Source organism: Streptomyces bacillaris, from assembly GCF_003268675.1.
Lineage (GTDB): Bacteria > Actinomycetota > Actinomycetes > Streptomycetales > Streptomycetaceae > Streptomyces > Streptomyces bacillaris.
In genome coordinates this window covers 4,540,920-4,554,826 of record NZ_CP029378.1, presented here as the reverse complement: position 1 = coordinate 4,554,826, position 13,907 = coordinate 4,540,920, and the positions used below count along the sequence as shown (strand labels likewise).

Annotated in this window: 14 protein-coding genes; 10 read left to right on the top strand and 4 right to left on the bottom strand. The window is 74.0% G+C overall.

What is annotated here, in order from left to right:
• Nucleotides 1–273: 273 nt before the first annotated feature.
• Complete coding sequence (locus DJ476_RS19785) at nucleotides 274–2,190, top strand: CoA transferase (RefSeq protein WP_112491166.1); 1,917 nt, start codon at nucleotides 274–276, stop codon at nucleotides 2,188–2,190.
• A complete protein-coding gene (locus DJ476_RS19780; RefSeq protein WP_318294744.1) occupies nucleotides 2,187–3,410 on the top strand; it encodes an acyl-CoA dehydrogenase family protein in 1,224 nt (407 codons plus the stop codon). The genes DJ476_RS19785 and DJ476_RS19780 overlap by 4 nt, the downstream gene beginning before the upstream one ends.
• 72 nt (nucleotides 3,411–3,482) lie before the next feature.
• Here the strand turns inward: DJ476_RS19780 and DJ476_RS19775 are convergent, their stop codons facing one another.
• Nucleotides 3,483–4,994: a helix-turn-helix domain-containing protein gene (locus DJ476_RS19775; RefSeq protein ID WP_112491165.1), complete on the bottom strand. Its 1,512-nt coding sequence runs from the start codon at nucleotides 4,992–4,994 to the stop codon at nucleotides 3,483–3,485.
• Nucleotides 4,995–5,191: 197 nt separating this feature from the next.
• Between DJ476_RS19775 and DJ476_RS19770 the strand changes: the two genes are divergently transcribed.
• The 4 genes from DJ476_RS19770 (at nucleotide 5,192) to DJ476_RS19755 (ending at nucleotide 7,459) form a co-directional block, all read left to right on the top strand.
• Complete coding sequence (locus tag DJ476_RS19770) at nucleotides 5,192–5,902, top strand: DUF4232 domain-containing protein (protein WP_112491164.1); 711 nt, start codon at nucleotides 5,192–5,194, stop codon at nucleotides 5,900–5,902.
• 171 nt (nucleotides 5,903–6,073) lie between these two features.
• Nucleotides 6,074–6,859: a helix-turn-helix domain-containing protein gene (locus tag DJ476_RS19765; RefSeq protein ID WP_112491163.1), complete on the top strand. Its 786-nt coding sequence runs from the start codon at nucleotides 6,074–6,076 to the stop codon at nucleotides 6,857–6,859.
• On the top strand, nucleotides 6,856–7,158 hold the full coding sequence (locus tag DJ476_RS19760; RefSeq protein WP_112491162.1) for a DUF397 domain-containing protein: 303 nt from the start codon (nucleotides 6,856–6,858) through the stop codon (nucleotides 7,156–7,158). Before DJ476_RS19765 ends, DJ476_RS19760 begins: the two co-directional genes overlap by 4 nt.
• 58 nt (nucleotides 7,159–7,216) lie before the next feature.
• Entirely contained in the window at nucleotides 7,217–7,459 is a 243-nt protein-coding gene (locus tag DJ476_RS19755) for a DUF397 domain-containing protein (protein WP_103421768.1), read from the top strand.
• A 34-nt stretch (nucleotides 7,460–7,493) separates the two neighbouring features.
• Here DJ476_RS19755 and DJ476_RS19750 read toward each other — a convergent pair whose 3' ends face one another.
• On the bottom strand, nucleotides 7,494–8,093 hold the full coding sequence (locus DJ476_RS19750) for a dihydrofolate reductase family protein (protein ID WP_103421769.1): 600 nt from the start codon (nucleotides 8,091–8,093) through the stop codon (nucleotides 7,494–7,496).
• On the bottom strand, nucleotides 8,090–8,767 hold the full coding sequence (locus tag DJ476_RS19745; RefSeq protein WP_103421770.1) for a DNA alkylation repair protein: 678 nt from the start codon (nucleotides 8,765–8,767) through the stop codon (nucleotides 8,090–8,092). The genes DJ476_RS19750 and DJ476_RS19745 overlap by 4 nt, the downstream gene beginning before the upstream one ends.
• Before the next feature lie 213 nt (nucleotides 8,768–8,980).
• Here DJ476_RS19745 and DJ476_RS19740 point away from each other — a divergent pair, with 213 nt between their 5' ends.
• The 4 genes from DJ476_RS19740 to DJ476_RS19725 are packed head-to-tail and all read left to right on the top strand — an operon-like array spanning nucleotide 8,981 to nucleotide 12,819.
• A complete protein-coding gene (locus tag DJ476_RS19740; RefSeq protein ID WP_112491161.1) occupies nucleotides 8,981–9,829 on the top strand; it encodes a DUF4253 domain-containing protein in 849 nt (282 codons plus the stop codon).
• Nucleotides 9,808–11,889, top strand: coding sequence for a serine/threonine-protein kinase (locus DJ476_RS19735; protein WP_112491160.1), 2,082 nt, complete (start codon nucleotides 9,808–9,810; stop codon nucleotides 11,887–11,889). The genes DJ476_RS19740 and DJ476_RS19735 overlap by 22 nt, the downstream gene beginning before the upstream one ends.
• A gap of 48 nt (nucleotides 11,890–11,937) precedes the next feature.
• Nucleotides 11,938–12,321, top strand: a complete 384-nt coding sequence (locus DJ476_RS19730; protein WP_112491159.1) for a hypothetical protein — start codon at nucleotides 11,938–11,940, stop codon at nucleotides 12,319–12,321.
• Between the two features lie 18 nt (nucleotides 12,322–12,339).
• Nucleotides 12,340–12,819: a hypothetical protein gene (locus DJ476_RS19725; RefSeq protein ID WP_103421774.1), complete on the top strand. Its 480-nt coding sequence runs from the start codon at nucleotides 12,340–12,342 to the stop codon at nucleotides 12,817–12,819.
• Nucleotides 12,820–12,825: 6 nt separating this feature from the next.
• Here the strand turns inward: DJ476_RS19725 and hemB are convergent, their stop codons facing one another.
• Nucleotides 12,826–13,833, bottom strand: a complete 1,008-nt coding sequence (hemB, locus tag DJ476_RS19720) for a porphobilinogen synthase (protein ID WP_103421775.1) — start codon at nucleotides 13,831–13,833, stop codon at nucleotides 12,826–12,828.
• Nucleotides 13,834–13,907: the final 74 nt, after the last annotated feature.

Below are 13,907 nucleotides of genomic sequence, written 5' to 3'. Positions count from 1 at the left end.
CGACCGTCCGGAGCGGTGCCGCGCCGGGGTGGGCTGCTGAGGGCGTCGGAGACTGTACTCCTCGGTACGGGCGGGGCTCAGCCCCCCGTCCGCCTTCGGGCCCCAGGACGGGCCCGAGGGGCCTGAACTCCCCCGCCACGCGGCCCGATCCGGCCGAAACCCCTCACCCCGCCTCCCGGATGAGTATGGTTAGCCTAACCTAAGTACTGGCTCGTCTCCGGTCGTCCGAAACGCGCCGCCCCGCCCCCGGACACCCACCTCCCGGAGGACCCGTTGACGTCCGCGCCACCGCTCGCCCCGCTCACCACCAGCGAAGCCCTCCCGCTCGACGGCCACCTGATCCACCTGCCGCCCGCCCCGCCCGCCGGTCTCGCCACCGCCACCGAGGTCGTCCGCGACCACCTCACCCGGCTCGGCGCCCGGTTCGGCCCCGGCTCGGGCCCCTGGCACGGCGGCGGGAGCGCGGCCCCGGTGCGCGACCGGTACGCCACCCCCGGCCCGGAGACCGTCATCGGCCTCGGCGGACCGCACTCCGCCCCCGGCACCGACCTCACCCTGCGGGGCTGGCCCACCGGCGACCCGACGCCCTTCGACGAGACCACCGCCCAGGCGGCCACCGGCCTCATGGCCCTCCACGGCCGGGCCAACGGCGGCCCGCGCCCCCTCGGCGTCGACCTCCTCTCCACCCTCGGCGGAGTCGCCGCCGCCCAGGCCCTGCTGGCCGCCGCCCTCTCCGGCCTGCGCGGCACCCCCGTCCGCTCGGCCGACGTCAGCGTGGTGCGGGCGGCCCTGTTCTCGCTCGGGCCGTACGTGGCCGCCGCGACGGCCGACGAGGAGCCGGAGGAGGTCCCCAGCCCGCCCTACCGCCGGGCCGCCCGCCCCCCGTTCACCTCCTCCGACGGGGTGCGGTTCGAGGTGGAGGCCCTGGCCGTCCAGCCCTGGCGCGACTTCTGGCGGGCGGTCGGCGCCCCCGCCAAGGACATCGCCAACAGCTGGCGCTCCTTCTCCGCCCGGCAGGCCCGCGCCGCCTCCCCGCTGATCACGACCCTCGCCCAGAGCGCGGGCCGCCACCGCTTCGCCGACCTCCAACTCCTCGCCGAGCGGACCGGGATGGGCATCTGCGCCCTGCGCACGCTCGGGGACCGGCGCGCCGACAGCGACGTACGGTACGACGACGACCCCTGGGAGCTGCGCGAACTCCCCCGGGACCTCGGCGCCCCGCAGCCCGCTCCCCGCCGCTCCGCCCGCCCCGGCTCCCTCCCGCTCCCCCTCACCGGCCTCACCGTCGTCGAGTCCACCCGCCACCTCCAGGGCCCGCTGGCCACCTCCGTCCTGCGGGCGCTCGGGGCCCGCGTGGTCCGCATCGAGCAGCCGGGCGGCGACCCCGCACGCGGGGCGGCACCTCTGGCGGGCGGGGTCTCCGCCCGGTTCGCGGCGCTCAACGCGGGCAAGGAGGTCCGTGAGATCGACATCCGTACGGCGGCGGGCCGCCGGGCGGTCGCGGAGACCGTGGCGGAGGCGGACGTCTTCCTGCACACCTGGGCCCCCGGCGAGGCGGCCCGGCTCCGGCTCGACGAGGAGGACCTCGCCCGCGCCCGCCCCGGGCTCGTCTACGCCTGGGCCTCCGCCTGGGACCGCGCCCCCGACGGCCCCCGCCCGCCGGGCACCGACCCCATGGTCCAGGCGTGGTCGGGCGTGGCCGACACCGTACGGACCCCCGACGGCAACCCGGCCCCCTCCCTGGTCACCCTGCTCGACCTGCTGGGCGGCCAGCTCGCCGCCGAATCCGTCCTGGCGGCCCTGCTGGCAAGGGAGTCGGGGGCGGCGACGGGCAGGCTGCGCGTCGACACCTCCCTGCTCGGCGCCTCCCGGGTGCTGCTGCGCCCCCTGCTGCGCGGCCTGGACGACGCGGCGGGGGCCCCACCGGCGCCGGCCGGTCTCGTCGCCCCCACCGCCGACGGCCTGATCGCGGTCGGCCCGGCGGCCGGGGTGACCCCCGCCCAAGGGGTGACCCCCGCCGAACTCGCCACCGCCCCCACCGCCACCTGGCTCAAGCAGCTCCACGCGGCGGGCGTCCCCGCCCGCGAGGTGATCACCGACCTGGCCGCGCTCCCCCAGGACCCCGCGCTCTTCCCGTACTTCACCCACGACGGCTACGCCCGCCCCACACCCCCCTGGAGCTTCTCGTGACCGCCGCCACCGTCCCCGCACCGACCGTCCCCGTAACGGCCACGGCCACTACCGCTGCCGCTGCCGGGGCCGAGCCACCGGCCACGCCCCTCCCGTACGCCACCGGCGACGCCCCCCGCCCGGCCCTCTCCCACGACGACGCGGTGGCCGCCGCCCGCGCGGTCGCGCCCCGGCTCGCGGCGTACGCGACCGAGGCCGACCGGCTGCGCACCCTGCCCGCCGAGGCGGTCCGCCTCCTGGACGACGCCCGCCTCTTCGACGTCCTGACCCCGCGCGTCTGGGGCGGCGGCGGACACGGCTTCGCCACCGCGCTCCTCACCACCGAGGAGCTGTCGCGGAGCTGCGCATCGGCCGGCTGGCTGCGCGCGGTGATGGGCGGCAACACCTGGACCGTGGCGCAGTTCCCCCTGGAGGCCCGCCAGGAGGTCTTCGCCGCCCCCTCCAGCCGGATCGCCCTGCAGCTCCGCCTCTCCGGCCCGCCCGCCCAGCGCGTCCCGGGCGGCCATATGCTGCGCGGGATGTGGGGCCGCTTCTGCTCGGGCATCGACCACGCCGACTGGATCGTGGCCGGGGTGAGCGCCCCGCCCGCCCCCGGCGCCGAACCGGAACCCCACCTCGTCCTCATCCCGCAGGAGCGGACGGTCCCCATCGACGACTGGCACACGAGCGGTCTGCGCGGTACGGGCAGCCGCTCGTTCACGGTCCCCGAACTCCTCGTCCCCGACCACCGCGTGCTCCCGCTGACCGCCCTGGACCCCGTCAACCCCGCGCCCCACGGCCGCCCGAGGACGACCCCGTACCGGATGGCGTTCACGGCCGTCGGAACGGTGGCGCTCGCGGGCGTCCTCCTGGGCACGGCACGGGCCGCCCTGGACGCCTACACGGGCTCCCCGGCAGGCCCGGGCGGCGGCGGCCCCCGGCTGGACACCGCCGCGCTCACCGCCACCGTCGACACCGCCCGGGCGCTGCTCCTGGCCGACCTGGAGATGCTCGCCGCCTCCGGCACCCCGGGCGGGACGGCCGAGGAGCGGGCCCGGATGCGCCGGGACATCGCGTACGCGGGATCGCGGTGCCGCGAGGTCGTCAACGCGGTGTACGAGGCGTCCGGTTCGGCCGTGATCTATGACGACGCGCCGGTCCAGCGGATCTGGCGGGACGCCAACGCGGCCGCCCAGCACCCCACGTTCGACCTCCGCCGCTGGGGCGCGTCCCCCGCATGAGGGACGCCCGGACGGGCACCCGAACGGGGTCCGGCCGCTGCCACGGACAGCGGCCGGACCCTCTCTTCGCGCTCAACCGCCCTCGTACGGCTCCCACTTCACCTCGTCGTTGCCGTACGTGTACGCCGGCCGCCCCCGCATCCCGCTCGTCCGGAACGGCTTCCCGTGGTCGTCGATCCGCAGCATCCCCTCACGCCCGCCGCTGCTCCACTTCAGCTCCAGATACCAGGTCACGTCGTATCCCACGGCCTTCATGTCCAGGTTGAAGACCTCCACGTCCTCCGAGGTCACCTTGAACGGGAAGGGCCTGGCCGGGATCGTACGGTCGCCCTGCGTCCCCGGTACGGGCGTGATGATCGGGTGCCGCGTGTCGAGGTCGGAGGCGAAGGTCTGGGGCGCGATGCCGCTGCCGCAGCCGTTGCCCATGAGGTACGCCGACCAGGGCAGCGGCGCCTTGCGGGAGAGCACCCGCACGTACAGGCCCTTCAGGACGACCGCCTCGCGCGAGGTGCCCTGCACGGTCAGCTGGAGCAGCATGTTCCCGGCGTCGACCCCGCCGTACGACTCGGCCCAGGCCCGCCGGTCCTGCGGCGGAGGCGGCGGGGAGACACCCTTGGGCCCCCGGTCCAGCAGATAGAACTGGCCGCAGGGCTCGTCCCAGTTGTACGAGGAGATGGTGACGGCGGGCTGCGCCCCGAGCCCCGTACCGCCGTCCTCCGCACCTCCCCCACCGGAATCGGAACCGGAAGCGGAACCGGAACCTGCGGGCCCGGCCGACGGCGTACCGGAGGACGGGGACGGCGACGACGGGGAAGCGCTCGGGAACGGGGAGCCAGGGGACGGCAAGGGGGAGGCCGGGGCCGGGGTGCGGGACGGGTGCACGAGGGACGCGTCACCCTCCGGTGCGCCCCGGTCCGGAGCGGCGGCCGCGTCCCCGGACCGCGACCCGGCGAGATCGGCGGCGACCACGGCGGTCGGCACGAGGAGGGCGGCGACCCCGGCGGCGGCGATCAGGACCCGCGTACGCCGGGAGAGCCGGGACCAGCGGGCCGGGCGGGCGTCTCGGTCACCGGCGGGCGGCGGCGGGCCGGTGACGAGGGCGGTCGGCGCGGACTCGGGTTCGGTTTCCGGTACGGAGGCGGGCGCGGCTGCGGGCTGGGTCTCCGGTACAGGCGCGGGCCCACTCCCCGGTACGGGCGCGGGCGCAGGCCCGATATCGGGCTCGGGCTCGGCCGCAGGCACCGGAGCGACCGCTTCCGGAGCAGCCGGTTCCGGAGCGGACTTCGGAGCGACCGCTTCCGCACCCTTCCCGCCCACCACCGCCCCCGGAGGCCGCCGCCGGGCCGCGTCCGCCACGATCCACCGCCGGTGCACCTCCACCAGCTCGTCGCCGCTCGCCCCGCAGAGCCGGGCGAACCGCTCGACGGGGGCGTACTCGTTGGGCACCGCGTCCCCGTTGCAGTAGCGGTGCAGGGTCGACGTGCTGACGTGCAGTCTTCCGGCGAGCACCCCGTAGCTACGCCCCGAACGGCCCTTCAGTTCCTTCAGCAGGGCCGCGAAGTGCTCGGCCTCCGGCGTCGCCACGACGGCGTTCCCCTCCCTGGTCCGTCCCGGAACGGCGTTCCAGGGACGCGGAATTCCCGCAGGTCACCGTATGCGTAGACGTTCCGGCATCCCCAATGGTTCGCCGGGCGTTGCGTCCGGAACCGGCCACGCCACAAGCTCGGACCGACCGATCCACAGCACCGTCCGCACCACCGAACACGGGGAGTACCACCGCCATGCGCACCCACCGCTTCCGCACCACCACGCTCGCCGCCACCGCACTCGTGGCCGCCCTCTCGCTGACCGCCTGCGCCGGGAACGAGGGCACGAAGAGCGCGGGCCCGGCCCCCGCCGCCTCGGCCCCGGCGGCGACGGGCACGGACGCCGCCCCGGGGCCCGCCGCGTCGGAGACGGCGGAATCCTCCGCGTCGCCCGCCGCCCCGGCGTCCTCCGGCGAGAACACCGCGCCCCACAGCGCCACCACCAAGGCGCCGCAGGCGACCAAGGCGACCCCGGCCGCCTCCGCGGCCCGTACCGCCTGCACGACGGCGAACACCCGAGTGACGGTCACCCAGGTCTCCCGCCCGATCAACCACCTGCTGCTCACCCTGAAGAACACCGGTTCCGGCCTCTGCGACGCCTACTACGCACCGCATCTCGGCTTCGACGGAGCCCAGTCCGTCTTCCCGATCCTGGAGGACAGCAAGCCGCAGGCGGTCGTCACGCTCGCGCCGGGCGAGGAGGCGTACGCGGGCATCGGCCTCACCGGCGAGCCGGGCCAGAGCAAGCTGTACAAGAGCAAGAACCTGAGGGTGTTCTTCGCCAAGCGGAACGGCTCCACCTACGACAAGCCCGCCACGCTGAAGCTCCCGGCCGAGACGTCCTGGGACGAGAACGGCTTCGTCACCTACTGGCAGGCGGACCGGGCGACGGCCCTGATGTTCTGATCCCACTGGGGACTCACCCCATGGAACACCGCTGGCCAGCACCTGACGTTCCGTAACCCTGCGCGACCCGTACAGATTTGTTGTACGGGTCGCGCAGGCGTGAAGTGGGTTCCGGGGCGGGAGGGGGACCGTATGCACCCCAGAAAGCGACCGCGTAGGAACGCGTCGACGATGAAGCTCGTGGGCAAGCTCCTGGCCCGGTTCCGTACCGAGGCGGGCATGACCCAGGCCGAACTGGCCCTGGCAGCAGGCGTACAGGAGGACACGATCGCCTCCATCGAGCAGGGCAGACGCTCGCTCGTGCCGGATCTGGCGGAGACGGTCGACGATCTGCTGGAAACGAAAGGGGCGTTGTCGACGGCGGTCGACAACATGCCGGAGTACGACCTGATCCCGCTCTGGGCCGAGCACTACCTCAACATGGAGCACGAGGCGCTGGCGCTCTCCTGGTACGACAACCAGGTCATCCCGGGCCTGCTCCAGACGAAGGCGTACGCGGACGCGGTGTTCCGCAACAGGATCCCCGTGTACAGCCCGGAGGAGATCGCGACGCACACGGCGACACGGCTGCAACGCCAGCAGATCCTGGACCGGAAGAAGCCGCCGACGATCAGCATGGTGATCTGGGAGCCGGTGCTGATGATGAAGCTGACGTCGGACGAGGACCACCAGGAACAGTTGCGTCACCTCTACGCGATGGCCCAACTCCCGGGTGTATGCCTTCAGGTGCTCCCGCTCGACAGCACGGCCCACGCGGGCCTCAACGGCCCCTTCACCCTCCTGGAGACCCCGGACCACCAGCACATCGCCTACACCGAGACCCAGCGCGGCAGCCACCTGATCTCCGACCGGAATGAGATCAGCATCCTCGCCCAGAAATATGCGATGCTGCGAGCCCAGGCGCTCACCCCTTTCAAGACCCTGCGCCTGCTGGCCCGTTCACTGGGAGAGACATGAGCACCGCACTGAACTGGTTCAAGTCGAGCTACAGCGGCGACGAAGGCGGCCAGTGCCTCGAAGTCGCTTACGAATGGCGGAAGTCGAGCTACAGCGCCAGCGAAGGTGGGGCGTGCCTCGAAGTCGCCTACAACTGGCAGAAGTCGAGCCACAGCAGCGACGAAGGCGGGCAGTGCGTCGAAATCGCCGCGCACCCCGCCGCCGTCCACGTCCGCGACTCCAAAGACATCGAGGGCCCGACCCTCGCCGTCGCACCGCAGGCCTGGTCGGCGTTCGCCACCTACGCGGCCACCGCCTGACGACGACCGTCACCCCTTCTCAGACCCTGCGCCTGCTGGCCCGTTCACTGGGAGAGACATGAGCACCGCACTGAACTGGTTCAAGTCGAGCTACAGCGGCAGCGAGGGCGGCCAGTGCCTCGAAGTCGCCTACGACTGGCGGAAGTCGAGCTACAGCGCCGACGAAGGCGGGGCCTGCGTCGAGATCGCCGCGCACCCCGCCGCCGTCCATGTCCGGGACTCGAAGGACATCGAGGGCCCGACCCTCGCCGTCGCGCCCTCGGCCTGGTCGGCGTTCGCCACCTACGCGGCCGCCGCCTGACCCCCGTCCCTGCCCCTGCCCGTCACCGTGAGCCTCATCCCCGGACCGTCTCGTAACGGAGCATCGCGACCCCGTTCCCGAAGGTCCGGGTCTCCACCAGCCGGAGCATCTGCCGCTCCTCCGTGTCCCGGAAGAAGCGGCGGCCCCGGCCGAGGATGACGGGGTGGACGTAGACCCGGTACTCGTCGATCAGATCGGCCTGCCGGAACGACTCCAGGAGATCCGCCCCGCCGACCGCCAGGTCCCCCTGGGCGGCGTCCCGCAGACCGCGCACCTGCTCGGGGTCGACCTCGTGGAACAGGGTCGCGTTCGGCCCCACGCTCTCCAGCGTCCGGGAGAAGACGAACTTCGGCATGTCCCGCCAGATGCCCGCGAATTCGGCCATCGGACCTTCGTTGGCCGGGTCCTGATCGGCGGTCGGCCAGAACTCCTCCATCAGCTCGTAGGTGACGCGCCCCTCGACGAAGCCGCCCATGGTCCGGAAGTAGTCGTTGAAGTGCTGGTGCAGCTCCTCGTCGACGGTGTGCCAGTCGATGTCGTGGTCGGGCCCCTCGAAGAATCCGTCGAGGGAGAGCGAGATGGACGTGATGATCCTGGCGGCGCGGGGCCCGGAACCGTCCGTGGAGTGGCTCATGAGGGGGTTCCTTCCTGCCGCCGGACCATCTCGGCGATCCAGACGGGTGCGTACGGGGACGTGCAGTTCGGCGGGGTCGGATAGTCCTTGAGCACCTCCAGCCGCTCCCCGATGGCGACGGCACGGGCGCGGTGCCCGGGGTGGTGGATGCCGATCTGGGCCAGGCAGTGGTTCATCGCCCACTGAAGGCGGTCCGGGGCGTCCTTCATCTCCGCCTCGACGGTGTCCAGCAGCCCGCCGAGGTCGAGGCCCTCGGGCTTCTTCGCCACCCGCTCGGTGGTCAGCGCCCATCCAGCGCTCGCGACGACCGGGTCGGGATCGGCGGTCCAGGCGAGGCGCAGCTCCTCGGCGTACGGGCTCTTCTTCACGACGTAGTTGACCAGCCAGTCGTGCACCTTGGGGGCACGGGCCTCGCGCAGCATGGTGTCCAGCTCGTCCCTGCCGTAGGCCTTCGGCCGGGAGATCAGGACGGCCAGGAGGCGGGCGGCGGTGTCGCCGGTGGCCCAGAGTTCGCGGGCGAGGTCGGGCTGCGTCTTCAGCCGCTTGGCGACGGCGCGGAGCTTGCCGAGGTGGACGCCGTGGTCGTCGCCGTGCCGCTCGTTGACCGCGCGCATCTTCGGATCGTCGAGTCCGGCCAGCTCGGCCATGATCTCCGCCACCGCTGTTCCGGCCATCGGATCTCCCTCCGTCCACACGTGGGTCCAGCCTAGGGCGGGTGGCGGCCTGCGCACCCCGGCGGCACGGGGCATGGTCTTCGTGCCCCGGCGGCACGGGCGTGGGTCTCAGCGCCTTGGCGCCCGAGCGCGGCCTCCGTACTCCGGGACCGGGCGTGTCTCCGCGCGCTCCGGCACAAGGCGTTGTCAGTGGTGCCGCCTAAGGTCTGGTTCATGGCGACGCTTCCGAACCCCCTGCCCGATCTGGCCTCTTCCGGCCTGGACCTCCCGCCCGGCTCCCTGGTGGACGGGACGCTGGACGGCCCCTGGCACGAACCGCTGCTCTGGTACGCGGACGGGCCCGCAGCGCCCCGCGACTGGACGGCCCTGCGCGCGGCCGGGCGGCGGCTGGGGCTGCTGCCGGTGCTGGTCACCGGCGGGGCGCGCGACCAGTGGCCCGACGCGTGGGACCTGCACCCGGGCGGCACGTCGTATCCCGGCGACCACGACGCGGACGAGGTGCTGGCGGGGTACTGGACGGATTACGCACACGAGGAGGTGGACTCCGGCGCCGAGGACCCCGGCAACTCGGGCTCCGCTGACGGTGAGGGTGACGAGGGCGGCCGTGGCTCCTGGCCCGGTCTCGCCCCGGCCCCGGCGGCGGAGTCCGGCGAGGACCCGGACGAGGCCGCCGCGGGCCTGGCGGGCGTGATCACCGCCGACCCGGACAGCTGGCTCGGCGGGGCCCGCATGGCGCTCGTCCCGGCCCGCCGCAGCGCGGACATACCGGCGTCGATCGGCTGGTCGGGCCCGATGAACCACGAGAACGACGTGGCCCGGCTCTGCGCGGTGCTCCGCTCCTGGGAGGACCGGTACGACGCCCGGGTCGTGGTGCTCGGCTTCGACACCATGATCGTCTCCGTGGGGCGCCCGCCGACCACCCCGGAGGAGGCCCGCGCGCTCGCCGCCGAGCACTACGCGTTCTGCCCGGACAACATCGACCAGTCCCCGCCGTACGACCTGGAGGTCTACGCACAGAAGCGGCTGCTCGACCAGGAAGTGTGGTCGTTCTGGTGGGACTGACCTCGGACCGTGGGGCCGGAGAGCGCTCGGATCTCACCCGGATCAAGAAGTGGTGGCGCGGGCTGGGCGGCGACGGCTTCGTCGCCCTGCCCCCGCCTACCCGGAGCCGCTACACCCAGTCCGACGGCCACGAGGACGCCGCCGAGCTGTTCGCGGCCCGGGGGATCACCGGGCGCGCCTCCTTCGCGTACTGGCACTGGCAGTCCCACGCCGCCTTCGACCGCACCGGCGCGCTCCGGGGTCGGCTGTATCTGCACTGGGGCGGCGACCACGCCACGGTCGCCGCGGGTCTCGGGGCGGGCCCGGAGGGTTACCGGCTCGTCGACAACGGGCCGCAGGCCGCGTTCGAGCTGGACCGGGTCACGGCGACGGACCCCGACGGGCTGCCCGACCCCCGGGACGAGGCAGGCGTACGCCAGTTCCTCGATCGGATCGGCGCCGACCGCCACGGCCGGCACGCCTCCCCGCTCACCGGCCCCGAGGGGCGCTGGCTCCACGACCGGCTGGCCGGTCCGGTCGAGCCGGGCGCCGCCACCGGCCCCTCCGCCGCAACCGACCCGGTCACCGCCACCGACCGCTTCGCCACCGCCCTGGAACTGCGGCAGGCGCTGACGCCCGAGGAGGCGTCACGGCTGCTGGCCGCCGGGCAGGAGGAGCACGCCGGGCGGCTCTCCGCCTGGCGCGGCTGGTGGCCCGTGCTGAACGCGCTGCTGCGCCAGGGGCGCGAGGAGGCCTGGGAGCTGGCCGCCGCCCTCGGCCCGGCCCCGGCCGACACCCTGGCCGAGCACCCCTCCCCACGGGCCCTGGCCGCCCTGCGCGCCCTGGTGCTCGCCGGTCACGACGGGGCCGTCCCCGCCTGGTTCCGTACGTACCGGACGCTCCACGAACCCGACCCGTACGCCGCCGCCCGGGCGCTCTGCGCGGAGCTGCCCGACCGGGAGACGGCCCGGGCCGCGCTGCTGGGCGCGGTGCGCACCGCCGTGACGGAGGAGTGGCGCGCCGCCCACCCGGACGCCGACCGCGAGATGGCCCGGTCCGCCGCCGCCCTCACGGCCGTCCGGCTCACCACGGACGACCGGCTGCCCCGCCCCCTGCGGGTTGCGGCGGCACGGGCGGCGTACGACCAGGTCGCCCACGTCCGCGAGCGCGCCGCCCGCACCCCCGGCCCGGAAGCGGCCGAGGCGCTGGCCGCCGCCGACCGGTACGAGGCCGTCCGCGACGAGCTGCTGGCGGGCACCGGCCCGGACCTGACCACCTACGAAGGGGCGCTCGGGGACCTCTGGCACCGCTACCGCACGCTCTCCCCCGCCGACACCGGGTGGCTGCGGGACCGGGTGGCCGACCCCGCCACCGGCGTCCAGGGCATCGCCTTCTGCCTGGAGCTGCTGTACGCGCACGGCGCGGCGGGCGAGGCGGAGGTCCGGGCCCTCCTGCCGCGCTGGAAGAAGGAGCTGGCCAAGCAGTACCGCACCACCTACACCGAGTGGCGCCACCCCCTCGTCACCCTCACCTGCCTCGCCCAGGACCTGGGCCACCCGGCCGCCGACGAGCTGCTGGCCTGGTGGGCCAGGCCCAAGCCGCTCTGGAAGGATCCCCTCCGGCTGCTCACCCACCTCGGCGCCCCCGACGAGGCGAAGGCCGCCGAGCTGTGGGAGTCCGTGGTCTCCGGCGCCCACGACACCGGCCACCTGATGACCTGGGTGCTGCTCCGCGCCCGCCTGGACGGCGCCCACCCGCTGCACGTGGCGGAGAAGCTGACCGGGGAGCCGGGCATCCGCCCGTACGTCCTGCACCGCGTCCTGATCGGGGTGGCCGACCCCGCCCAGCCGCTGTGGCACTACGCGATCGACCCGCGCAGCCACGGCTGGTGGCACCGCGCCCAGGAGGTGGCCGACAACCCCACCCTCTCCGCCGAGGCCCGCGCGATCGGGATGAAGGCGGCCCGGGAGCACTACGTCACGCGCTATCCGGACCAGGTGCGCCCGCCCCTCGCGGAAGGCGAGGTGAACGCGGCCCGCGCCTGGCTGGAGGCCCGTGCCGACAGGACCGCCGCGGACTGAGCCCTCGTACTCATGCGGGCGGCGGCCCCTCGCGGTTGACTCGACCACATGAGCGAGAACAGCCACGACGGCGGCAGCACCCCGGCGGCCGACCCCGCGCACGCACCCGACCGCCGCGCGTGGGTCGCCCCGCTGATCTCCACGGTCGTGACCCTGCCGGCCGGGCTCATCGCCTTGTTCATCGGCGGGCTCACGCCGATGGCGTGCGACTCCTGCAACGGCGCGGCGGCCGACCGGTTCGACGCGAGCTTCACCACCGCCTGGACCGTCCTGTGGATCGGCCTGCTCGCCGCCCTGGTCGTGCTGATCGTGAGTTGGGCGGTCCCGCACCGACTCCGCTTCGCCGCTCGCCGCGTGGGCCTGGCCCTGGCCGCACCTGCCACCACGATGGTCACTTTCGTAGCATTCATGGCACTGGTCGACTGGCCCTGACAGAAAGTGTCCACCCCCATGAACGACACGCACCCCCCGACCACGGCGGCTGCCACCGCAGCGGCCGAAGCCGCAGAACGCCTGATAGCCGAGTACCGCGCACTGCCCCCGGGCAGCGACCGCAAGCGCGAGATCATCACCGAACTGGACGCCAACGCGCAGGCGCTGCCGTTCCTCGTCTCGGTGGTCGCGGACGCCGAGGAGTACGACCTCGCCCGCGTCGAGAGCACCACCGTCCTGCGGGTCCGGCCCCCGGCCGACCCCGACCTCCGCCGCCGCGCGGGCCGCGCCCTGCTCACCGCCCTGCGCGAGCCGGAGGAGGACCTCGTCCGCCAGTACGCGGCGATGTCCCTGGCGCCCTACACCTCCGACCCGCTGGTCGCGATGGCCCTGGACTCCACCGCCCGCGCGGACCAGGACCCGCTCGTACGGGACAGCGCCCGCTTCTCCATCATGGAGGCCCACCGGCTCCAGGAGGCCGGAGCCGGCGGCCCCTGAGGACTCTCAGCTCCTGCCGGGTGCTCCGAGCCACTGGGCGACCTCGGTCGCCCAGTAGGTGAGGATCATCTGCGCCCCGGCCCGCCGGATCCCGGTCAGGCTCTCCAGGATCGCCTTGTCCCGGTCGATCCAGCCCTTCTCGGCGGCGGCCTCGATCATCGCGTACTCGCCGCTGATCTGGTACGCCGCGACCGGCACGTCCACCGACTCCGCGACCTTGGCGAGGATGTCCAGATACGGTCCGGCGGGCTTCACCATGACCATGTCGGCGCCCTCCGCCAGGTCGAGCGCCAGCTCCCGCAGCGATTCCCGCGCGTTGGCCGGGTCCTGCTGGTAGGTCTTGCGGTCGCCGGTGAGCGAGGAGCCGACGGCCTCGCGGAAGGGGCCGTAGAAGGCGGAGCTGTACTTCACGGTGTAGGCGAGGATCGACACGTCCTCGTGGCCGGTCTGGTCCAGGGCGTCCCGGACCACGCCGACCTGGCCGTCCATCATCCCGCTGGGGCCCACCACATGGGCCCCGGCGTCCGCCTGGACCTGGGCCATCTCCGCGTACCGCTCCAGGGTCGCGTCGTTGTCCACGCGCCCGTCCGCCGTCAGGACCCCGCAGTGGCCGTGGTCGGTGTACTCGTCCAGGCACAGGTCCGACATGACGACCAGGTCGTCCCCGACCTCCTCGCGCACCGCGCGCAGGGCGACCTGGAGGATCCCGTCCGGGTCGGTGCCCGCCGTCCCCCGGGCGTCCTTCTTCTCGTCCTCCGGCACCCCGAAGAGCATGATCCCCGAGACCCCGGCCGAGACCGCCTCGACGGCCGCCTTCCGCAGGGTGTCCAGGGTGTGCTGGTACACGCCGGGCATGGCCGAGATGGCGACCGGGGCGTCGACGCCCTCCCGGACGAACGCGGGGAGGATCAGGTTCGCCGGGTCGAGCCGGGTCTCGGCGACCATCCGCCGCATCGCCGGGGTCGTCCGCAGCCGCCGGGGGCGGGAGCCGGGGAAGTTTCCGTACGCAGTCATCCTTCGACGATAGCCCCGTACGCAGCACGGTCTTACCGACACCGGTACCGGCAAAGACGGCCACCGGCAGAGGC